Annotated in this window: 25 protein-coding genes and 1 tRNA gene; 14 read left to right on the plus strand and 12 right to left on the minus strand. The window is 55.2% G+C overall.

Annotated elements, in window-relative coordinates; genetic code table 11:
- Positions 1 to 44: 44 nt before the first annotated feature.
- The gene (gene infB, locus MKMG_RS03690; RefSeq protein WP_165075744.1) at positions 45 to 1,847 is read left to right on the plus strand and encodes a translation initiation factor IF-2; all 1,803 of its coding nucleotides are present in this window, start codon (positions 45 to 47) and stop codon (positions 1,845 to 1,847) included.
- An 89-nt stretch (positions 1,848 to 1,936) separates the two neighbouring features.
- Positions 1,937 to 2,338 (plus strand): 30S ribosomal protein S6e, encoded by a 402-nt coding sequence (locus MKMG_RS03695; RefSeq protein ID WP_165075746.1) that lies wholly within the window; start codon positions 1,937 to 1,939, stop codon positions 2,336 to 2,338.
- Between the two features lie 40 nt (positions 2,339 to 2,378).
- Here the strand turns inward: MKMG_RS03695 and MKMG_RS03700 are convergent, their stop codons facing one another.
- The 4 genes from MKMG_RS03700 to hypB all read right to left on the minus strand — a co-directional run bounded on the left by MKMG_RS03700 (position 2,379) and on the right by hypB (position 4,464).
- Positions 2,379 to 2,849, minus strand: a complete 471-nt coding sequence (locus MKMG_RS03700; protein WP_165075749.1) for a DUF2240 family protein — start codon at positions 2,847 to 2,849, stop codon at positions 2,379 to 2,381.
- The gene (locus tag MKMG_RS03705) at positions 2,850 to 3,245 is read right to left on the minus strand and encodes a hypothetical protein (protein WP_165075752.1); all 396 of its coding nucleotides are present in this window, start codon (positions 3,243 to 3,245) and stop codon (positions 2,850 to 2,852) included.
- A 100-nt stretch (positions 3,246 to 3,345) separates the two neighbouring features.
- Positions 3,346 to 3,720: a 30S ribosomal protein S8e gene (locus tag MKMG_RS03710; protein WP_165075755.1), complete on the minus strand. Its 375-nt coding sequence runs from the start codon at positions 3,718 to 3,720 to the stop codon at positions 3,346 to 3,348.
- A 96-nt stretch (positions 3,721 to 3,816) separates the two neighbouring features.
- A complete protein-coding gene (gene hypB, locus MKMG_RS03715) occupies positions 3,817 to 4,464 on the minus strand; it encodes a hydrogenase nickel incorporation protein HypB (RefSeq protein ID WP_165075758.1) in 648 nt (215 codons plus the stop codon).
- Between the two features lie 55 nt (positions 4,465 to 4,519).
- On the opposite strand from hypB, the gene MKMG_RS03720 reads away from it, so the two are divergent.
- The 6 genes from MKMG_RS03720 to MKMG_RS03745 all read left to right on the plus strand — a co-directional run bounded on the left by MKMG_RS03720 (position 4,520) and on the right by MKMG_RS03745 (position 7,607).
- A complete protein-coding gene (locus MKMG_RS03720) occupies positions 4,520 to 4,783 on the plus strand; it encodes a signal recognition particle subunit SRP19/SEC65 family protein (RefSeq protein ID WP_165075760.1) in 264 nt (87 codons plus the stop codon).
- A 15-nt stretch (positions 4,784 to 4,798) separates the two neighbouring features.
- Positions 4,799 to 5,437, plus strand: coding sequence for a histidinol phosphate phosphatase domain-containing protein (locus MKMG_RS03725; RefSeq protein ID WP_165075763.1), 639 nt, complete (start codon positions 4,799 to 4,801; stop codon positions 5,435 to 5,437).
- A 216-nt stretch (positions 5,438 to 5,653) separates the two neighbouring features.
- Entirely contained in the window at positions 5,654 to 5,884 is a 231-nt protein-coding gene (locus MKMG_RS03730) for an H/ACA ribonucleoprotein complex subunit GAR1 (RefSeq protein WP_165075766.1), read from the plus strand.
- Between the two features lie 6 nt (positions 5,885 to 5,890).
- Complete coding sequence (locus MKMG_RS03735) at positions 5,891 to 6,901, plus strand: transcription initiation factor IIB (RefSeq protein WP_165075769.1); 1,011 nt, start codon at positions 5,891 to 5,893, stop codon at positions 6,899 to 6,901.
- Between the two features lie 47 nt (positions 6,902 to 6,948).
- Positions 6,949 to 7,020 (plus strand) — tRNA-Ala (locus tag MKMG_RS03740).
- Positions 7,021 to 7,031: 11 nt separating this feature from the next.
- Positions 7,032 to 7,607 (plus strand): hypothetical protein, encoded by a 576-nt coding sequence (locus tag MKMG_RS03745; RefSeq protein ID WP_165075771.1) that lies wholly within the window; start codon positions 7,032 to 7,034, stop codon positions 7,605 to 7,607.
- 85 nt (positions 7,608 to 7,692) lie between these two features.
- Here MKMG_RS03745 and thiL read toward each other — a convergent pair whose 3' ends face one another.
- Both thiL and MKMG_RS03755 read right to left on the minus strand, forming a co-directional pair.
- Positions 7,693 to 8,556 (minus strand): thiamine-phosphate kinase, encoded by an 864-nt coding sequence (thiL, locus tag MKMG_RS03750; RefSeq protein WP_165075774.1) that lies wholly within the window; start codon positions 8,554 to 8,556, stop codon positions 7,693 to 7,695.
- 66 nt (positions 8,557 to 8,622) lie between these two features.
- Entirely contained in the window at positions 8,623 to 9,495 is an 873-nt protein-coding gene (locus MKMG_RS03755; RefSeq protein WP_254059076.1) for an RIO1 family regulatory kinase/ATPase, read from the minus strand.
- A 38-nt stretch (positions 9,496 to 9,533) separates the two neighbouring features.
- Here MKMG_RS03755 and MKMG_RS03760 point away from each other — a divergent pair, with 38 nt between their 5' ends.
- The 3 genes from MKMG_RS03760 to MKMG_RS03770 are packed head-to-tail and all read left to right on the plus strand — an operon-like array spanning position 9,534 to position 12,914.
- The gene (locus MKMG_RS03760) at positions 9,534 to 10,436 is read left to right on the plus strand and encodes an ATP-binding protein (RefSeq protein ID WP_165075777.1); all 903 of its coding nucleotides are present in this window, start codon (positions 9,534 to 9,536) and stop codon (positions 10,434 to 10,436) included.
- The gene (locus MKMG_RS03765) at positions 10,433 to 12,160 is read left to right on the plus strand and encodes a TrkA family potassium uptake protein (RefSeq protein ID WP_165075780.1); all 1,728 of its coding nucleotides are present in this window, start codon (positions 10,433 to 10,435) and stop codon (positions 12,158 to 12,160) included. The genes MKMG_RS03760 and MKMG_RS03765 overlap by 4 nt, the downstream gene beginning before the upstream one ends.
- Position 12,161: 1 nt before the next feature.
- Positions 12,162 to 12,914, plus strand: coding sequence for an NAD+ synthase (locus tag MKMG_RS03770; protein WP_165075782.1), 753 nt, complete (start codon positions 12,162 to 12,164; stop codon positions 12,912 to 12,914).
- Between the two features lie 6 nt (positions 12,915 to 12,920).
- On the opposite strand, the gene MKMG_RS03775 is transcribed toward MKMG_RS03770, so the two are convergent.
- Together MKMG_RS03775 and MKMG_RS03780 are read right to left on the minus strand one after the other, a co-directional pair.
- Complete coding sequence (locus MKMG_RS03775) at positions 12,921 to 13,613, minus strand: glucose-6-phosphate isomerase family protein (RefSeq protein WP_165075785.1); 693 nt, start codon at positions 13,611 to 13,613, stop codon at positions 12,921 to 12,923.
- On the minus strand, positions 13,613 to 14,908 hold the full coding sequence (locus MKMG_RS03780) for a COG1361 S-layer family protein (RefSeq protein WP_165075788.1): 1,296 nt from the start codon (positions 14,906 to 14,908) through the stop codon (positions 13,613 to 13,615). Before MKMG_RS03780 ends, MKMG_RS03775 begins: the two co-directional genes overlap by 1 nt.
- A gap of 64 nt (positions 14,909 to 14,972) precedes the next feature.
- On the opposite strand from MKMG_RS03780, the gene MKMG_RS03785 reads away from it, so the two are divergent.
- The 3 genes from MKMG_RS03785 to MKMG_RS03795 all read left to right on the plus strand — a co-directional run bounded on the left by MKMG_RS03785 (position 14,973) and on the right by MKMG_RS03795 (position 18,127).
- Positions 14,973 to 15,749, plus strand: a complete 777-nt coding sequence (locus tag MKMG_RS03785; protein WP_165075791.1) for a TrmB family transcriptional regulator — start codon at positions 14,973 to 14,975, stop codon at positions 15,747 to 15,749.
- Positions 15,750 to 15,819: 70 nt separating this feature from the next.
- Positions 15,820 to 16,779 (plus strand): hypothetical protein, encoded by a 960-nt coding sequence (locus MKMG_RS03790; protein ID WP_165075794.1) that lies wholly within the window; start codon positions 15,820 to 15,822, stop codon positions 16,777 to 16,779.
- A gap of 19 nt (positions 16,780 to 16,798) precedes the next feature.
- Positions 16,799 to 18,127 carry an NAD(P)/FAD-dependent oxidoreductase gene (locus tag MKMG_RS03795; protein WP_165075796.1) on the plus strand — a complete coding sequence of 443 codons (1,329 nt, stop codon included), beginning with the start codon at positions 16,799 to 16,801 and terminating at the stop codon, positions 18,125 to 18,127.
- A gap of 21 nt (positions 18,128 to 18,148) precedes the next feature.
- Here the strand turns inward: MKMG_RS03795 and MKMG_RS03800 are convergent, their stop codons facing one another.
- The 4 genes from MKMG_RS03800 to MKMG_RS03815 all read right to left on the minus strand — a co-directional run bounded on the left by MKMG_RS03800 (position 18,149) and on the right by MKMG_RS03815 (position 21,148).
- The gene (locus MKMG_RS03800; RefSeq protein WP_165075799.1) at positions 18,149 to 18,889 is read right to left on the minus strand and encodes an MIP/aquaporin family protein; all 741 of its coding nucleotides are present in this window, start codon (positions 18,887 to 18,889) and stop codon (positions 18,149 to 18,151) included.
- Between the two features lies 1 nt (position 18,890).
- Positions 18,891 to 19,103: a DUF2180 family protein gene (locus MKMG_RS03805; protein WP_165075801.1), complete on the minus strand. Its 213-nt coding sequence runs from the start codon at positions 19,101 to 19,103 to the stop codon at positions 18,891 to 18,893.
- A 71-nt stretch (positions 19,104 to 19,174) separates the two neighbouring features.
- On the minus strand, positions 19,175 to 20,674 hold the full coding sequence (locus MKMG_RS03810) for a DUF2193 domain-containing protein (protein WP_165075803.1): 1,500 nt from the start codon (positions 20,672 to 20,674) through the stop codon (positions 19,175 to 19,177).
- A gap of 204 nt (positions 20,675 to 20,878) precedes the next feature.
- Entirely contained in the window at positions 20,879 to 21,148 is a 270-nt protein-coding gene (locus MKMG_RS03815) for a hypothetical protein (RefSeq protein ID WP_165075806.1), read from the minus strand.
- Between the last annotated feature and the right edge of the window lie 324 nt (positions 21,149 to 21,472).

Raw genomic sequence — 21,472 nt, forward strand, 5'->3', positions numbered from 1 at the left:
ATTTTTTTTTCAAATAACAATACCAGAGACAGAGGGCGGAACGCATGGCAAAAAAGAAGACGAAAACATCAGAGGCTGCATCATCCATTCGTACACCAGTGGTCTGCGTACTGGGACATGTAGACCATGGAAAGACATCACTACTGGACCGAATACGTGGTTCATCGGTGGTGGACCGCGAGGCAGGTGCCATCACCCAGCATATCGGGGCAACCATTGTGCCCCTGGATGCGATCCGAAAGATGAGCAGCACCAGCGATACGGCAGAGTTTGACATTCCCGGACTGCTGTTTATCGATACACCCGGCCACCATGCCTTCACCACACTGCGCTCACGCGGCGGCGCACTTGCTGACATGGCCATACTCGTGGTGGACATCAACGACGGGTTCCAGCCGCAGACCAGAGAGGCACTCCAGATTCTCCGAAACTTCAAGACCCCGTTCGTCATCGCTGCCACAAAGATCGACCGTATCCACGGCTGGAGGGTGCAGGAGAATGCACCCTTCCTGAAGACCTACGCAAATCAGAATGAACGGGTGCAGGGGATAATTGAGACAAAGACCTATGAACTGGTCGGTGAGCTCTCAGAGATGGGATTCAACTGCGACCGTTTTGACCGGGTCAGGGATTTCGCCCGCAATATCGCAATTGTACCCATCTCCGGCATCACCGGCGAAGGCCTCCCGGACCTTTTGATGGTGATGATTGGCCTTGCACAGCGATATCTGACAGAGAACCTCACCCTCTCCACCACCGGACCCGGGTATGGCACAGTCCTGGAGGTGAAAGAGGAACGGGGCCTCGGGACCACCCTTGATGTCATCCTTATTGACGGCCAGCTGAATGTGGGGGACGAGATCGTGGTCGGCGGGGAACGCGGCGTCATCGAGACAAAGGTCCGTTCCCTGTTAAAACCCCGGCCCATGCAGGAGATTCTCACAGAAGACCGGTTTGAACGGGTGAAACAGGTGACCGCCGCATCCGGTATCAAGGTCTCCGCACCGAAACTGGAAGGGGCCGTCGCCGGTTCACCCCTCCGCGTAGTGCGTGGCAACCGCGAGGAGATTGTTGATTCCGTCATCCACGAGATGCAGGACATACAGGTGAACCTCTCAGATGAAGGAATCTTCATCAAGGCCGACACCATCGGTGCTCTGGAAGCGCTCTCCAAGGAACTCGAAGAGCACAAGATCCCCATCATGCGTGCAGAGGTCGGCCCGATCTCCCGGCATGACATCGTGGAGGTTTCCACCATCAAAGACCCCCTCTACTCTGTCATCCTCGCCTTCAACACCACCATACTCCCGGATGCCATCGATATCCTTGCCGAACATGCGATGGGCCATGTGCGCCTCTTTGAGTCAGACGTCATCTACCATCTCATCGATGACTACATAGACTGGGAAGAGGAGACACGCCGCCTCATGCATAAGAAGAGTTTTGAGAAACTCATCCTGCCGGCCAAGATCACTCTCCTCCCGGACTGTGTCTTCCGGCAGTCCAACCCGGCAGTGGTCGGTGTCCGCGTACTGGCCGGAAAACTACAGGCAGGCGTCAACCTCGTCCTCCCGTCAGGGAAGAGAATCGGCCGGATTAAACAGATGAAGATAGGACAGGAGAATACCAACGAGGCAGACCAGGGAGCCGAAGTGGCAATCTCCATTGAAGGCCCAACGGTCGGCCGCCAGATAAACGTAGGAGATGACCTCTATGTCGAGATTCCCGAACACCATGTCAAGGTGCTGGAGGGAGAGATGACCACCCACCTCACCGGAGGGATGATCGACGTTCTGGAGGAGTATACACGAATTAAACGTAAGGAACGGCCGTTCTGGGGCAAGTAACACGCCGGGGCGGCATACATCCGGACTCCACAATTTTTAATAGCATTCAAACAAACATAATAGACACTTTCAGAAAGGAGCATTACAATATGGCAGACTTCAAAGTAGTTCTCTCTGACCCACAGGAGGGCATTTCATACAAGATTGAGGCGACCGGCGGCATGGCAGGCAGCCTCATTGGCAAGAGCGTAGGCGACATCATTGCAGGCGATGCACTCGGATTTGCAGGATACCGGATCGCAATCACCGGGGCAACCGACAAGACCGGCATCCCCGCACGCCGCGACCTCCCCGGTCTCACCCGGAGGAAACTTCTCCTTGCAAATGGCGCCGGCTTCCGCCCCACCTACCACGGGCAGCGCAGAAGAATGACCATCCGCGGAGCGGAGATCAATGGTGACTTTGTCCAGATCAATGCAAAGGTCGTTGAATATGGCGAAAAGAGCCTGAAGGACTACTTCGCACCTCCTGCAGAAGAGGCAGCAGAGTAACCCTGAAAAAATTTTAATACCTTTTTTGCCGATTTTACATTCAGCAGCCGGAACCGCGTAGTGATTCACGCAGTTTTTCGATGAGATCCTCAAACGGCACCCCATACTTCCGGGCAAGGATTACCGCACCGGCCTCAGGGAGCAGGCGACCGTCAAACCGGTCGTTGACGAGGGCGTTTATCTCTGCAGCCACCTCTTTTTGAGACACACTCCGTGACTCGGCGATACGGACCACCAGGGTCTCACAATAATTTTCACCCTGCACGAAGATATCCTCTGACGGACGGAATCCCAGCGGGATCTCCACCTCTGCCGGATTAAAGGAAGGCACCAGTACGCCCCCCTCCTCATGCAGAAGGCCCTCACGCAGGGCAATCGTGATGAGTGCACCCGCCTGATCACGGTTCATCCAGCGCCGGTCGATTGCAAGAAAATAGATGAATTCAGGGCGGCGCAGCCGGTCCCGGTGCATATGCCTGAAGGGCGCTGCCACAGCAGTCCGCAGGGCCACTTATACCGCACCCTCAATCAGAGTCCTGAGGTCCAGTGCATCCAGGCCGGTCATGGTACTGGTCTTCACTACCGCACACTCACAGGCCATCCCGGACTCTGCGATACGAAGAAGAAAGACATTCCTTGAACGTGGAATACGCCGGTCTGACATGAGTGTCGCCTCTTTGAGTTCAATCTGAAAATCAACCACTTCTGTAATCGTATTAAGCAGGTCGGGGATGTAGTCAACCGCCACAAAGGTGACCTTCTTCTCCGCCACTGCTGCACTGAAATCAATCTGCACCATCTCCCCACCAGGTGTCCGCCCGGTCTCATGCATCCCATGCAGGGCAAGTATTGTGGACACCACATCAATGAACGGGCGCTGTATGGTAAAAACCAGATCGTTTCTCATCGGAAAACGATGATATATTCTGCGCATTACACCAGTCTTTAGATTATATGCATAATAAAAGCATACGCTCAGATGAGATGAACGATAAAAAAAATGATTGTTAGATAAGAACAGCGTTGATGACGCCGTCCTGACCAGGCCTGCTTACGATACGTGCATCACCGATCTCAGTTTTGATGATGGCACCCTTCGTGAGAAGGTTTCGCCGCACGAAGTTCGGGTTTGCCGTGTTTTTGTCAACGGTTTCGATTGCCATCCGGCGGATTTCACCGTTCTTCTGGTTTGCCACATTTGCGTACTGTGCACGCAGTACCCGAATCTTCTGGTTTGCTCCCATTGTGCGGATAATTTTTGTGCGGTCCTCGCCGATATGCGAATCAGCAGGCGAACTGCCAATCTCGCTACTCCTCTTACCCCGTGCGAACCGGATTCTGCCACCGGTTTCTTTCCGAACTGATCTGCCATGCCACTGCATTTAAAACACCTGAATTATATGAAATGTATTCGGAAGGGCGTAAGCCCTTCTCTGAAGTCTATAAATATAGCTCCTGTAGCTATTTAATTCCACTGATCATCTGAGGATCTCATCGAGAAGGGCTTCCATCCCGTCACCTGTCTTCATATTGGTCAGGAATACCCGCATCTCCGGATTATACCGGTGAATGTCGGATTCCAGCCGGGCCACGTCACAGCCGACGTATTCTGCCAGATCCACCTTGTTGATGACAGCCATTGTACTCTCACGGAACATCATCGGGTGCTTGTTTGCAACATCATCACCCTCAGTGGTGGAGACCACGACAATACGCTTCTCTGCGCCGAGGGCAAAATCAGTCGGGCAGACCATGTTTCCTACATTTTCTATGAAGAGAATGTCAATCTCGTCTAAGGGAAGGTGCCCAATGGCATGTCCCACAAGGTGGGCATCCAGATGGCACTCCTTGCCGGTATTTGCGTTCACCGCAGGAGCGCCGGTCGCAACAATCCGCTGGAAGTCGTCATCCCCATAGACATCACCTGCGATGGCCCCTGCATTCAGCCCGCGTTCCTTCAGCATAGGCACCAGCCGTTCCACAAGCGAAGTCTTTCCAGAGCCAATGGCACCGAGAAGGTCAAAGGCACGGATGCCTGCTGCGGCAAGTGTGTCATGATTCTTCGCAGCAAGGCGGTTGTTTGCTTCAAAGATGTCCTTTTCGATACTGACGTCAATGTGGTGCATACGTATAGGTTTGGCAAAGTATCGTTTAATACCTTCACACAGACATATCTAATGTATGAATCCTGAGCGGACACTTTATCCATGTTACTTTGACAGTGCCCTCACCCGCAGCCAGGGGCGCCGGGTAGCCCATGAAATGGCACGGGAGACCCCCCAAATCAGGGCAATCCACAAGGCTGCCAAGAAGGCAGGCCTCTCTGCACGGATTGAGGAAGGAGCCTCCCATCCTGCGTACTGGTGGAAACAGGACGGCAGAGTCATTGTCGGGTGGAAAGGGAGCAAGGAAGAACTGATGAAAAAAATCGCACAGAAACTCTAAAAACAGGAGTGCAACATGTACGATCTCCACACCCACACCATCTTCTCTGACGGCGAACTGCTCCCGGCCGAGCTGATCCGCCGGATGGCAGTGCTGGGATACCAGACGATCGGCATCACGGATCACGCCGACCGCTCGAATACCACCTCCCTTGTCCGCACCCTTGACCCGATGCGCGAGACCGCCCGGGCACATGGAATCCGTCTCCTCGTCGGCGTTGAAATAACCCACGTACCACCGGTGGAAATTCCACTCCTTGCCCATGAGGCACGGGATGCCGGGGCCGACATCATCATTGTGCACGGCGAGACAACCACAGAACCCGTGGCACCGGGGACCAATGCCGCAGCCTGTGCCTGCGCTGATGTTGACATACTGGCTCATCCCGGCCTCATATCATTAGCAGACGCCCAAATGGCCCGTGAAAACCGGGTAGCACTTGAGATCACAGCGAGGGGCGGACATAACCGGACAAACGGTCATGTGGTTTGCGTGGCGAGAGAAGAGAGATGCCTGCTTGCAGTCAATTCGGATACCCACGCACCGTCTGACCTGATGGGAATGACAGAGCGGATGCAGGTTGCACGCGGCGCGGGCCTCACTGAAGCGGAGAGCCACTCAGTTCTCTCCGGAAAGAACCTTCCCTTCCTTTAGAAAAAGCGCGCATACGGGATTCCTGCCCGGTGACCGGTGCATCTGGATAAAACACAAGAGCCATATACCGGGTATTTGCATGCGAAATACCATGCATCACCCCCAAAACAAATCGTCTCGATATATAACGCTTATGCCAATCTTTAAATAAAATAGGCATCAATTTATAATAGTTACGAACCCACAGGGTGCCGGATTTTTGGAAGGTATTATATCATGAAGGTCGTAGGTCAGGTTCAGAATATTTGTGGCAAAAACTGTGCCGTCATCACAATCGACGCAGGACAGTTACCACGCCTCCACAGTGAGGTTGTTGACCGGCGAAAAAAACCTGTCGGAAAACTGGTAGAAGTGTTCGGCAATATCAGAACACCGTATGCCCTTGTTGTCTGCAAAGGTCAGTGCGAATGCAGCGTGGGTGACGAATTGTATACAGAAATAGGATGATGAATCATGCAGGAAATTGAAAAATTAAAACAACTCCAGTCCCAGCGGGAAACACTCAGAAAACGGACCACAGAAGCGCAGGAGGCAGTCAAAGCACGGACGGAAGAGTCGACCAAAACCGTCTGTCCCGAGTGCGGCAGCCGCCAGCTGATACAGGACAACGAACGAGCAGAACTGGTATGCCAGAACTGTGGACTTGTCCTTGATGATGAAGTCATTGACCGCGGCCCCGAATGGCGTGCATTCGACCATGACCAGCGGATGAAGCGGTCACGTGTCGGTGCACCGATGACCTTTACCATTCACGACAAAGGTCTCTCCACGATGATTGACTGGCGGAACCGTGACTCATACGGCCGTGCCATCTCATCAAAGAACCGTGCACAGCTCTACCGGCTGCGCAAATGGCAGCGGCGTATCCGTGTCTCAAACGCAACAGAGAGAAACCTTGCGTTCGCACTCTCTGAACTGGACCGGATGGCATCGGCTCTTGGTCTGCCGCGAAACGTCCGTGAGACAGCAGCGGTCGTCTACCGTGACGCAGTCGACAAGAACCTTATCCGTGGCAGGTCCATTGAAGGAGTCGCTGCAGCTGCCCTCTACGCAGCATGCCGCCAGTGCAATGTGCCGCGTACCCTTGACGAGATTGCAGAAGTGTCCCGTGTCTCAAGAAAAGAGATCGGCAGGACCTACCGGTTCATCTCACGTGAACTCGGGTTAAAACTGCTCCCCACCTCACCGATTGACTATGTCCCGCGGTTCTGCTCCGGCCTGAACCTGAAAGGAGAGGTTCAGTCGCGTGCGGTTGAAATTCTCCGGCAGGCAGGCGAGCGTGAACTCACGAGCGGACGGGGCCCGACCGGTGTCGCCGCAGCTGCCATCTACATTTCCTCCATTCTGGGCGGCGAACGCCGGACCCAGCGTGAAGTGGCTGAGGTGGCGGGGGTCACTGAAGTGACCATCCGTAACCGCTACAAGGAACTTGCAGAGAAGCTCGACATCGAGATTATCCTGTAGAAACTGATAATCACCCCCACCAATATTATTTTGGAATAATTCAGAACGGGCCTGTAGATCAGGGGTAGATCGCTACGTTCGCAACGTAGAGGCCGCGGGTTCAAATCCCGCCAGGTCCATTGTTTTTCTGTTGCCATTTTTTGCAGCAGAGATATTTTCACTGGTCGCAACGGTTGTCTACCTCCCCCTGGTGATACCCTTTGTTCTGCCGGGAGTGGCCGTTGACCCCGGTGCCACAGCATTCTCGCTGATTGTCTTTATGCTCATCCCGCTCATCATCTGCCTCGGCATCCGGGCCCGCTTTGAATCGTTTGCAAAAAAAGCGGTTCCTGTGGCGGACGCCATCACAAATCTCAGCATCGTGGCCATCTCCCTCATCTTCGGGATTGCCTTCCTCGCACGGCTGGGCGACTTCTTTTCCATGTTCACCGGCACCGGCGGGGCCGTTGTCGCCGTCATCTTTATTCTCGGCGCCTGGGCCATCGGATACGCCACCGGCGGACCTCTGCAGGAGACACAGACGGTCCTCGGCTTTGGCACCGGGTTCAGGAATATATCGGCGGCCCTTCTGGTGGTCACCACAAACTTCACCAAACCCGCCATCATTCTCATGGTGCTTGCGATCACGATCTTCGGCGTGATCATCATTGGCATCATGGTGGGAGCAGACTATCGCAGGCATCTCCGGGAAGATGCGGCCGGATAAAAGAAGCGATGAATATCACAAAAATGAGCAGTTTCGGGTTTTTTACTGGAGATGGGTTTTTCTGAGAAGGTTCTGTTTTTTTGCCTCATTCCCAGTAATGCGAATACCCCGCCTTCTCCAGCGCCACACCGTCGAGGAAAACCCCTGCACCGGTCACGACCCGGCCGATGCATATCGCATCCACCCCTGCAACCGGGAACACCGCCGCCGGGCAGGTGAACAAGAGGCCGAAGTCGCCGCCTCCGAAGAGGGCGTAGCGGGCCGCATCCTCAGCCGGCACACCCTCCGGGCGGGGAATCACCGCCTCTCTCACATCCAGCCTTACCCCGGATGCCTCGGCAAGGTCGTGCAGTGATATGGAGAGCCCGTCAGAGACATCCATCATAGAGGTTGCCCCGGCACGCCCGAGGGCCTGCCCCTCAAAGACACCCGGCCGGGGCACAACGAGTGCCTTCCAGTGCTCCACATACCCGTCCAGCCCTGCCTGTGCCCGGCCGGGTACGCCAGTCACTGCCACGATATCTCCGGGCTGTGCCCCACGCCGCCTCACCAGACATGCGGGCGAAACCCGGCCAAGGCCGGTTGAGACCAGCGTACACTCGGTATGGGCATCCATGTCACCGCCCATCAGCCGGCAGCCGTATGCACGGCAGCACTCGTCAGCACCGCGGATGATCTCTTCCACGCGGTCGGCACGGTCCACACCTGCTGCAAGCAAAAGAGCTATGGGCAGAGCCCCCATCGACGCCACATCAGAGAGGGTCACCGCAGCAGCCATCCAGCCGCATTCAAAATCAGTCATCCCTGCCGGAAAATCGGTCGTCTCATGGAGCATGTCGGTCGACATCACGAGGTAGTTGTCACCGTCGTCGATGACCGCACAGTCGTCATCTGTCGCCGCAGTCCCGATGATCGCACGAATCGCCTTGACGAGGGCCCGGTCATCCATCCCGCTTCACCCCGGATGCCCCACGTTCCCGCCCGTCTTCACGGATTACACCGAGACCAAAGACCTTCACCCGACCACCTGCGCAAGTGTCTCTTCCACCGGCGCACCGACCCGGTACTTCCGGGTAAAGTAGGTACAAAGATTTTTGATGTCACGCTGCAGGATCTCTGCTGCTGCCGGGTGGGAGGGGTCGACCCATTGCGGCCAGTCAATCAGCCAGAGATCCTTCCCGTCCACCATGACATTGAATTCCGAGAGATCGCCGTGAATATAGCCGAGATGGTAGGCCCTGGATACGTTCTCCACCACTTCTGCAAAGACATCGTCCGGATTCTCCAGGGTCGCCTGAGCAATAGGCACCCCGTGGATGAACGTCATCACGACGAGATTGCGGTTGATGTCCACCGGCACCGGCACAGATACCTCTGCGTGCAGGGCAAAAAGAGCGTCATACTCCTGCCGGGCCGAGAAACTTGAGGCAAATATCCACGGAAAATGCTTGTACTGCGGCATATAGCTCCGTGACCGGCGAACCGTCTGGAACGACTGCTGACCAATCCGGTGAAATTTCAGGGCAACGACTCCCATACCCATCGCCTCGTAAACCGCCGCCTCCTTCCCGACGCCGAGGAGACATCCGAGGGAGGTGACAGAGCCTTTGCGCACCGCACCGTGCAGGGCGAGGGCATCAAACCCGGTGAAGACCATCTGGTATCCCTTATAGGGAACCGAACTGCTCTTCACCATGTTCCGTCCCATCAGGTGTCCAAGGCGGTAATTCATTTCAGACTCAGAGAGCTTCGTCTGGTGACGGAGCACATCCTCCGGAACCCAGCGGTAGCGTTTCATCAGGTGTTCCAAGGCAAGCAGGATCTTTATCTCGAAGCGGTGAAGGTCACGCACATCATCAGCACAGAGCGACATTATTGTAGTATGCATTTAACATGAGAGATGATATATCTTTGATTGATACCCCCATGAACTGTTCAAAATGCCGCCGGGAGGCGATCATCCACCAGCGGTACTCAGGAATGCACCTATGCAGCGAGCACTTCACCGATAGCGTGGAGTCACGTGTGAAACGGGAGATACGTAAACACCACTGGGTAGAACACGGCGATACGATAGGCGTTGCCCTCTCCGGCGGAAAGGATTCCACATCTCTGCTGCATTTTCTCATTAAAACCTTTGGCCACCGCCCGGATATCTCCATACACGCGATCACCATTGACGAAGGCATCGCAGGATACCGTGACCTATCTGAGACAGAAACAATCACCCAACACTATGGGGTGCCCTGGCATACGGCATCCTTTGCCGAAGAGTATGGCATCACCCTGGACGGGATTGTAGCGGGCCAGAAGGATGACCGGCGGTCCTGTTCATTCTGCGGGGTGCTGCGCCGCCGGCTGGTAAACCGCATTGCACGGGAGGCCGGGTGCACGAAACTCGCATTCGGGTTCAACCTGGACGACGAGGCACAGTCAGTGATGATGAACGTCCTCCGGGGGGACACCGAACGCCTGACGATGACGCAGCGGGAAAATCCGGGAATGATCCCGCGGATACGCCCCTTTGCCGTGATCCCTGAACGGGAGGTCGCACTCTACGCCCACCTGCATGTAGGATCGCTTGCCGACCACGGCTGCCCATATGCCCACAATGCCCTCCGCGGTGATGTCAGGCGACTCTTAAACGACTACACCTGGCAGCACCCGGCCACCAAATTCGCGATCCGGGCCCTGGGAGAAGAACTGCAGGGACGCAGCACCGGTCCTGCCATCACCCCTGAAGTCTGCCCTGAATGCGGCGAACCGGCATTCGGCAGGTGCCGGACCTGTGCGGTCCTCAGTGAAGTGAAACAGGACAGGAAACGATGAAACCCCATGAGCTGCTGCGGCGATTCATCCAGGGCGTGGTGCCGCAAAAGCGCCTGCGCATATATGTCACCGCCCTTGCCGCCCAGATCGTCATCTATGCACTCCTCATCTACCTCTTAATACCGCTACTGGAGGGCTACACCCTCACCCCGATAGAGTCGCTCTACTTTGTAGTCATGACCATCACTACGGTCGGCTATGGCATCGGTTTCCCGATAGAGAATGATCTCACCTACCTTCTCATCAGCATCATCATCATCGCCGGGGTGACAACAGTGCTCTTCATCATCCCGGCCATGCTCTCCCCATACCTGGAACGGGCCTTCCGGGCAGGCCCGCCACGCCGGACCACAATCCGTCCGGACGGCCATATTGTTGTGGCAGGCTTCAATGAGGTCACCAGGTCCATCATTCACATGCTCTCGATTGCAGATAATGACATCATCCTCGTTGAGGAGGATGAGGAACGGGCAAAAGAAGCACTCAGGATGAACCGGGACACGCCGCAGGTTATATGGGGCAAATACAATGATGAGGAGACGTGGAAGAACGCCTGGATCAGAAAGGCAGACTATGTCATCATCAATGAGGAGGAGCACACCGCCGCAAAAATAATCTTGGGGATCACCGGTATGACCGATGCGAAAATAATCACCATTGCAGAAGACATTACCAAGGACCGCTTTCTCCGCTACGCCGGGTCTGAGTATATCCTCTCCCCAAAGAGTGTCACCGGAAAGAGTCTTGCCCGCTATGCGATTCCCGGCCCTTTCTTCGAGACTATCTATGACGAAAACCCCTACTGCACCCTGCAGTCTGTGGAATCAGCGGAAGACGACGGGGATAAACGCAAGATATTCATGCTTCCCGTACTCGAAGGCTTTCGCTTCGTGGGGCACACGGTCGGCGATATCAACGGAAATGACGAACACCCGATTGAGATCGTCTCATACTGGAAGGGACACAACTTCATCATGTACCCGGATGACAACGAGGTCATCGACAAGTCAATGGTCCTCTTTGTACACGGGGCGGAAGGGGACGTCCATGCCACTCTCGATGAAAGCCTCATACCCGGAAAGACCGACGCCTATGCAGTGATCGTCGGGTTTGGCCGGATCGGGCGGACCGTATATGCGGAGCTGGAGGAGATCGGCATCCATGCGACCGTCATCGATCCGGTGGCAGACAAGGTGCCCGGCATCCACGGGAGCGGAGAGTCAGAAGCGGACCTCATCGCAGCAGGCATCAGCCATGCCTCGGTCTGCATCATCGCGACGTCTGACGATGATGTCAATATATTCAGCACACTGATGGCACGGACCCTCAACCAGAGGATGCGGGTACTCTCGGTTGCAACCGAACCGGAGTCAGTGGCTAAACTCTACCGGGCGGGGGCGGATTATGTCGTCGATCTCCCGACCCACGGGGCAATTCTTGCAGCAAACATCGTTCTTGCTGACATCATCCATCTCATACTTGATCTCCCGGGCGGAGAGGGAAAGCAGATCGCAGCCAGGCATATTATGAATGAGCTGCCCCTTACGGTTGAGAGTATTGAAGCACGAACCGGTGTGCGGGTCATTGGGTTCCGCGGGCGCCGGAAGTATGTGATACACCCAAAAAAAGACCAGATCCTAATGGAAGGTGACGAGATGATCGTCATCGGCACCCGGAATGAACTCAGGAGCTTCATCCGCATAACATCACCAGGAGATAACTGAAATGAAACAAACTTGTGAGATTGGATGTGAATGTGAACGCATTGAACAGATGATACGCCACACCCTCTGGTCCTCCGGGGCCAAAGGCTTTGTTGTGGGCATCAGCGGCGGGGTAGACTCTGCCCTAGCCGCTGTGCTCTGTGCACGGGCAGTGGGCGGTGAACGGGTGCTGGGTATCGCACTCCCGTCCCCGGTCACCCCGGATGCTGACCTCAGAGACGGAAAAGACCTCTGCGCCGCATTTGACATACCCTTCAAAACGATACCCATTGAACCGATGCTCAGCGCCTTTGCAGGCATGGAAGGGTTTGAGAAGAACTCCTACCTGAGCGGCAACCTGATGGCCCGTATCCGCATGACAACACTTTATTACCATGCAAACCGTCTGCACTATCTCGTCTGCGGCACCTCCAACCGGTCAGAGTACATGCTTGGCTACTCGACCAAATACGGGGACAGTGCGGCTGATATCCAGCCCATTCTGCACTGCTACAAGACACGGGTCTATGCACTGGCAAAGGAAGTCGGCGTGCCGGCACCCATCATCGAAAAGCCGCCATCAGCAGGCCTCTGGCCGGGACAGAGCGATGAGGCGGAGATCGGCCTCACCTATGCAACAATTGACAGTGCACTCATCTCCCTTGAGGCAAACAACTGGACTGCGTCAAACGCACAGGAAGAGCTCATCCTCGGGAAAGTGCAGGCATCCATGCACAAACGCATGACCCCGCCAAACCTGCTGGAGATTCCATGAACCGGGTCAAAATTGGCGGAAAAGGTCTGTATACTCAGCGGGGTGGTTCAGGTAGCCAAGGGAGTCCCCGCCGATGAGGTCATAAATGTCTCTGCCATGGACAATACCTGCCTCCGGAAACTCCGGGGCATCCCTGAATTTCAGCTCACCCACACCCGGATACCGGGGATTTTTTTTCCAGCCGTCGGTGCAGTGGTAGTATGCTGCCCCCCGGGATGCTTCATACGCTGCATACTCGCTTTCAAACTCTTCTGAGACCAGATTGACCATGCAGAGTTCGGTATCCGCCGGATTGATGGTTACATGCCCGTACCCCGGCGGGACGAGGACCGTGTCACCGGGCCCCGCCCGCAGAACGATCACGTCTGACGCATCCCGTGTCTGGAGCAGATACTCCGCCCTGCCACAGACTACCTGGTAGAGTTCGGGATAGCCACTACCGTCCGGTGCTGCCGGGTGATAGTGCCCCTTGGTCTTTGCAAATTCCCCGCACAGGGTCATCGGGGGGATGACCGTATAATCAAACCGTATCCTGTTGGCCTTCAGCCAATCCCTGTCCCCTGCTGTACGGGCAAGGTTTCGGAACATAAAATAGAGGGGGCCGGATGCACTGCACCCTGCCTCGGCAAGGACCGGGCGCATCTGGCCTATTGTTCGTATCTGCGGTTCGGGCAGGTCGATATCCCGGTACAGTTCCATTACTGTTGTTTCTGTTTTCGCTGTTGATATAGATAGTACCCGGCACCAAGGATGGCAAAGATGAGCACAGTGATGACGATAGGGTTCGTGAGAACGGTCCCAAGGCCGCTTCTGCTCTGGACGGTCACTTTAGCTTTCATCGGGTCTGATATGACACTGTTCTTCAGGGAGTCCTTGTAGCGGATCTCAGTGTCGAGGCCATAGGCCTTGATAGTGGCATCACCCGAGACACTGACGTGGTAGTGGGCAGTGAAGGTCTCACCAGGTGCCAGATCACCAAGGTATGCGGTGTCATCATTGCTGGTGAAAGGATCAACCGCACTGATACGGGAGATGGCATCGTAGGCAGTGGCGCCGCCCGTATTTTTATAGACCACTTCAATTGTGCCCTTCTCTGCCGGATACATCATATATGATTCAGAGACGACCTCAAAGGTGATCTCCTCACCCACAGGGATACCGATGGTCACCGGCTTTGATGTGACTTTGTCGCCTTCACTGTTCTCGTAGGTGACGACGACATTCATCGGGTATGATGAGCCTGAGGCATCCTTTGATGCAGCCACCCTGAAGTTCGCGGTTACCGTCTCACCGGGTGCAAACTCACCGATAAAGTAACTGCCGTCTGTAGGGGCGACCGGGCTTCCTGAGACAGAACTCAGAATGAGTGTTGCCTGCTGCCCCGTGTCCTGCCCGCTGTTCTGCACGGAAACTGCCAGGTAGCCTTCAGTGCCGGCATTGAGTTCGGTTACATCCGCGGAGAGGACTGTGACCTGCACATCCGGTTTGATGACAATCTCAAGGGAGAGGGTCTCTTCTTTTGTCCGGTATTCATACTTCAGTGCGTCGTTGCTGAACTCATTTGCATGATAGAGGTAGGTGTATTCGAGAGTGACCGGCAGGACATAGGTCCCCGCAGGTGCGCCATCATTGATTCTGACCTCGAAGGGTGCCATCGTCCGTGCACCGCCTGCGATGTCACCCACAAGCTGTGAATCGGTCTTGACTGAGACCGGTGCTGTGCCATCACCAAGAGTGACAACCACATTTTTGGCGGTGTTTGGGCGGTCTTCCCGGGCAACATTGTCCGGATTCTGTGAGGAGAAATCAATTGTTCCGATGTTCTCCACCTTCACCGGGATCGTCACCATCGTGTCAGGATAGTATTCGTTACTGCCCTCAATACCGACACGCAGATCGGGCGGCCCGGAGATCACCTTCTCTGCTGCCATCACCGGTGCACAGAGGCACACAATGAGGACAATTCCCATGATTGCAGTCCGTGAAAGATTCATAATATCACTGTTGTTGTAATTGTAACAACATTTATCTGCATTCTCATTATATATTCCTATGCCAATGGCTAAGACTACCCCCAGCACCACAATGATACAGGAGCACCTGAAATCCCTGGGTCTGACAAAATATGAGAGCCTTGTCTATATCGCACTCCTTCAGGTCGACGGCGCGACTGCAACCGAAATACACGAGATTTCGGGGGTTCCACGAGCATCTGTCTACCCTGTACTGGATAAACTCAGCAAAAAACAAGTGGTCAATGTCACCACCGCATCCCCGAAACGCTTTGCAGCCACCCCGCCGGATGAGGCCATCGACAGCCTTATTGCGCGCATCACGCAGGACTCCGCGGCCGTAAAGAATGAACTGACTGCCATCTATGAAGAGCGGTCCAGCATGAACCACGCGGAACGCCAGGAGATGATCTGGAACATCCACGGGATTGAGAATCTCAACAGCCGGGCGGTTGACCAGATCCGGTCTGCGGAGTCAGAGGTGGCCATTATAAATGGCAAAACCCTCATGACAAGACCCATCCGGGATGCGATCAGAGCCTTGGGCCCGGAGGTCACGGTGGAGATTATCACCACAGGCAGCCAGGGACGTGATGACATCCCGACGAATGCGCAGGAACTGGTAATAGGAATGATCCCACATCCGGTGAACGTGCCGGGGGAGAAGGAACCGCCCTGCATCATCATCATCGACCGCAGGCGGGTGATGGCATTTGTGAGTAATGCCAACGTCCCCAGTGCACTCTATTCAGAGTCGCCGGGATTTGTGAGCCTCTTTACCGGATACTGGAACTTTGTCAGAGGGCATGTCCCCATCCCCTGAGAGGAAAATAGGGAAAAAACACCTCAATACCGGAAAGTTTGTTGTATCCGGGACCCAACAGTTTCCTTTAATGATTCCCCGAAGGGCCCGAGACGTTGTTCAATGGATATTCAAAGCCGCATCATATGAGGTGGATGACGGCGATGGGGCAGTAGACCTCTCTGCGTTCCGCGGTGATGAGTGTGTTGTGATCCTCTGTTCTGAAGATGCCGATGAGATACAGGAGTTTGACCGTCTGAAATACCGGTTCAGCCTTGATTCAGGCCCTGTGCTCTGCAAAAAACTGCTGGTATCGTTCACGCCGCCGGTGCCGGTGCAGTCCTGCACCGTCTGGGGGGAGAGGGAACTTACCGAGACCTTAGGCCACGCCATAGGCGACTATATACAGGGGAGGGATGTGAACCTCCCTCTCTCCGCGTCTGCAGAGACCGCCGTCCCCCGTGCAGCGGGGCTGACACATGCAGAACAGGAACCTAAACCTGAGCCCGAACCCGGCATCGAGATTCCGCACCTGCCGGTGACGATCACCGCCGCCCGGGCACAGGCCACCTCCGGGATAAAGGGGACTGCCGCCCTGCGGTTTATTCCCTACTGGTCCTACCGGGCAGAGAGCCACGGGGAGAAAATATACAAGAGCCACATCATCAGTTTTGAGCGTGAGGAGAGCGGCGTGATGAGCGCCATTAACGGCATGAAAGGAGACTTCAACGCAGAAATAACCGAGACGAAGGCAGTGCCCGGCGATGCGGATATACTGCCGCCCAAACTTACCAAAAACGAGATCAAAGAGCGGGTGCTCTCCAGCCTCATCGAAGAACTCTCCCAGACGGTGCGTATCAGCCAGTGTGAGGGAGACGCGATATTCTATGAAGATCGCAGTTTCTCGCCCGACCCGCAGAATATATCCATATCTTCCGAGATTGTGTATGTCCCTGTCTGGCAGATTCGCGGCAGCCGAATAGCTGAAATAAATGCGTTCACAGGCGACCTCCTTGAGATACCCATGGACGACGGGGTAGAGGTCCTCTGAAGAGAGGGGGATGCACCACATGATCACAGTCATCGGCGGAGGCCCTGCAGGACGGATTGCAGCGATGCGCCTTGCTGCACACGGAAAAGAGGTCAGCCTCTTTGACAGCCGGGTGGAGGGGCTGGGCGGCCAGTGCCTGCACCAGGGCTGCATGGTCATATGCGCCCAGAATGATGCGGCACGCGCCTGTGACGAAGCACGGACACTTCACCGGCTCGGGATCACCGATACCGCACCGGAAATCGACTATGCCTGCCTGCAGGAGAGGATGGCAGACGTCCAGAAAACGATTGCAGGCGTCATTGGCACCGAGACAACGGAGGCAGGCGTCACCGTCATCAGTGACCACGCCCGCGTTGAGGGGAACCGGGTGTATGCCGGCGGCATTGAGTATGAATCAGAGGCAGTCCTCATTGCAACCGGATCGGTCCCCCGTATTCCCGCCATTCCGGGGACCGGACTGGACGGAGTGTATACCCTCCATTCCCTTCCATGCCTCAGGCGTTCACCCCAACGGATTGTGATCATCGGCAGCGGGGTCATCGCGGCCGAATACGCATACATCTTCCGTGTCGCAGGAGCAGATGTGACGGTCGTGGCCCGAAGCACACTCCTTCGCGGGTTCCCCGACCAGCTGATCACCGGTGCCCGGCGGGATCTTGCGGGAGTGCATATCCGCGAGGAGACGGCAGTTGTTGCCATTGAAGGCACCGGCAGCGTCACCGGCGTGCGTCTCCGGGCCAACGGGAACGAAGAGGTGATCCCATGTGACACCGTGCTCATTGCAGCAGGTCTTGTCCCCCGGACAGACGGTATTGCAGGCATCGCCCTCGGGCCGGGCGGAGAAATTCGTGTGAATGAACGGATGGAGACGAGTGTCCCGAATGTCTATGCGGCAGGCGATGTGACGGCCCCACCGTATCTCACTCCCCTGGCACGGCAGGAAGGCCGGGCCGCAGCCGATGCCATCCTCGGACTGCCCCTGAAACCTGCGCCCGCCTGTATTCCACAGACAATTAAGCTGCGCCATGAACATTCCATTGCCCTCCACCCGGATGCAGAAGAGAACGGCACCACGATCCCGTCACCGGCAGGGCCGGGTTCATTCTGGCTCGTCCCGGAACGCCATACCGGCAGATCACTGTTGATGACAGACAACACAACCGGGCGGATGACCGGATTTTATGAAGCCTCTCCGCAGTCATCTGCTGCGGCGGGCTACCTGGCATACCTGATCAACAGCGGAGTCAGTGTCGATGCAATGGAGTCGTTTACTGAAGTGCATCCATCATCTGATGGTGTCGCCTGGCTGATGCGATATTGTGCAGAACAGCGCGAATACAGATAATTTTCCATAAAATAGTGTATTTTAGTCCTCTTTTACGACCCAGTCGTAGAAGAAGACAGCAATGAGTGCCCCCAGGATGGGACCGATGATATAGATGGGAAACACCCCCATCACATCAGGCCCGCCCAGGAGCAGGTCACCCACCGCAGGGCCGAAACTGCGGGCGGGATTCAGGGACGAACCGGTCAGCCCGCCGATGGTGGTGATGATACCTCCCACCGTAAGACCGATGATCAGGCCGGCAAACCCGGGTGGCGCCCGTTCATCCACCGCAACACCCATGATGATTAACATCAGGACAAAGGTGCCGATGGTCTCTGCGAGAATCGCCATCCAGAATGTCACACCCAATGCCGGTGCAGTTGCTCCCAGCCCGCCGATGGTGACGGCATCCATGCCTGCCGAGAGGTAGAAGAGGTAACTCCCTAAAAGGGCCCCCACCAGCTGGGCAACGATATATGCCACTGCATCCGTGGCCGGAAACCGCTTTGAGGCAAGGAGGGCAATCGTCACCGCCGGGTTGATATGGGCGCCTGATACCCGGCCAAGACCGTAGATAACAGCGGTAATCACAATCGCAAAGGCAAGACCAATGGCAAGCCAGTCCGCAAGGCCCCCCAGTGAACCGATCGTCAGAGACTGGAGTGGACCTGACTCCCGTGCAGCAATCATCAGGAGCATTGCTGCTGCACCAGGGCCAAAGTAGACCAGCAGCATGGTACCCACCAGTTCGGCCACTGACCGCCTCATCAGGGATGCCATATCACTTCTCTCCTTTCATCGCAATAGCGCACTCCGGGCAGAGGATACGCGGGAGCCGCTGTTTGACCTTATGGGCAGGGAACGGGTAGCCGCCTTCCCAGACATCGTTCTCCTCACGGATCGCATGGTCCATGCAGAGCCCCATACCGCAGACGATACAGATGGCAACGGCATCACTGTCCCGGCCCTCTTTTGCACATATATAGCACTTCATTTCATACCACCCTGTATGTGTGTCCGGTCATATTCGTTCCCGGACACCAGAGGGGTGAGGGGAAGAACTCCTCACACCGCCTCACGGTACTGGCAGTACTGGTGCCTGAAGTCAACAACCGAGGCAGACGCACAGTTCTTGCAGGCACGGACCGGCGCTGCCGGCGTTGCCTTGTCAAGGGCGATGACATTGGTCATCATCGTCGCGGTGACCGGCTCGGATGTGAGCAGGCACGGGTAATCGGCAAGGCTCATCAGTGCTGCAAACCGGACCGTGATGGCACAGGCCGGATAGACATACCGCTGCGGGTTGTTGATCACATCATTGGTCAGGATTGGCCCGAGGTCAATCGGCAGGCCGCTCACATTCGGTTTGAAGTCAGCTGCCGTCCCCGCCTTCACCTTGCGTGCCCGGTCCATGATATTCCAGCCGCGGTATACCATGTCCATGAAGTCACAGTTGTGCAGTTCTGCTGCGGCACCGCGTGTCGGGTAGAGCTGGACATAGTTGTGGAACCGGCGGGTCAGGAATTCAACGACAGACGGCCCGTTGAACCCGTCGAGTTCGAGCAGGTACTCTGCTGCGGCAGCACCGCTGCCGGTGGCAAGCGAGAGCACCTGGCCGGAGTTCTTGAACTTTGGAATAGCAGCACGCAGTGAGTTGTCCATTACCTGGGTCACGGCCTCGATGATGGCCATCACCATATCGTCCTTGCACATGTTGAACGTGGACTGTGCGATATGGTGCCCAATGTCACCCACACAGTAGGCGGGAATCGTAACGATGTTTGCATAGTGCACACCATCGGCGACGGCTGCCTTCACCACCGGCTCCATCTTTTTGCGATATGCCTGCATGTACTTCCGCGGATCAAACGAGTCCATGCCAAGGCTGTCCATCAGCCGGGCCTGCGCCTCAACCGGATTTTCATAAATGGCCTGTAACTGCGCAATCTCATTTTCAACAGCTGCAGCAAGGGTCTCTCCGCCCTCCACGGATTTCGCAAAGACCTCTCCCACACCATATGAGGTGTTCATACCCCAGGACTTGGCTGCAAGGAGCGCCTTTTTGTGATCCTGCGGAATGTCGGTATTCTTGAGAATCTGGTTCACCACATTGCTGGTTGAACCGGGAATCATCGCAAAGTCAACCACACAGGTCGGCCCGTAGAATCCGGCATACCGGCGGGCGGACTCAAGGCCGATCATCGCATTCATATCTCCAATCTTTGCAATGAAGATGTCCACACTCTTCCGGAATGCTTCATCCTGATCACAGAGGACCTCAAGGATCACCGGCGTCTGGTAGTGCTCGACAAACGGATCGTCCTCAGGCCTCACGTAGTTTGTGAGACCCGTAAGCGAATCATAGTGGGCATTCACTGACTGCTTGTGTAAATCAATGACAGCCTTTGACTGACCGTCCCCCACGGTCATCCTGTTCACTGCATCGACATACGGTTTCCCGTCCGTCACGTGGAATTCTGTACCTCTCTTCTCTTTCAGAATATTGACGTCGGCCCACTGGGCGCCCATGGCCTCGTCAATCATTTTCTTATATAGATTCTCCATTTCTTCACCCCTTTGAGGTTGTCCGAGAATGCCACATGATACTATATAACCCTATCTCAGAACGTCGTGCGCGCAGGGTAGAATATATATCAAATAAACCTTGTTTTTGCGAATGCCTGAAAAAATACATTTAAATTGAAATAAAAATGCCATTCCGTGGCCGATGCACCAATCAATCAAAAAATAGAGAATATTAAGGGCAAACTATATATTCGGACCATCAAACCGGGATGATATCCACTGATGGACCACAGCCTTCAGCTGTACTGCATCCTGCGGCGACGACACCTCACGTTTTATATATAATTCCAATTCATCCAGCAGAGGATGGACCACCACATCCAGCATCTTTTCCGGGCTTAATCCCGCTTTATCGCGTGCACAGTGGCGAATCAGTTTTCCCATATATTCCATCTCCCCGGTGCTCAGAAGGAGATCTTCAAGAGACATCCCCGTATTTTCACCGGCATCCATGAGCACACCACCGGAAAATTGGCGGAAATGGGACATTTGGTTCAGAAATCGACATACAGAAGTGTATTCTTTTTCTGGTATTAATATTCTGATTGCCAAACAGTTATGCATGGCAAATATGCATAGCGCATTAACGAAATGTTAAATAACTTTGAAGATTAACAAAGAAGATGGCAGAGTCGTGTCCAGATGACGCAGGAAAGAGGTATGATTATTGTCCCATCGGTGTCGATTATTCATCCAAACACATATATGGACAACATTCAGTGATTTCCGGCCTGCTGCCAACCCCCCCCCCCAACACATGGCAGCAGGTCTAACGGA

It is taken from the genome of Methanogenium sp. MK-MG (assembly GCF_009914725.1).
Taxonomy (GTDB): Archaea; Halobacteriota; Methanomicrobia; order Methanomicrobiales; family Methanomicrobiaceae; genus Methanogenium.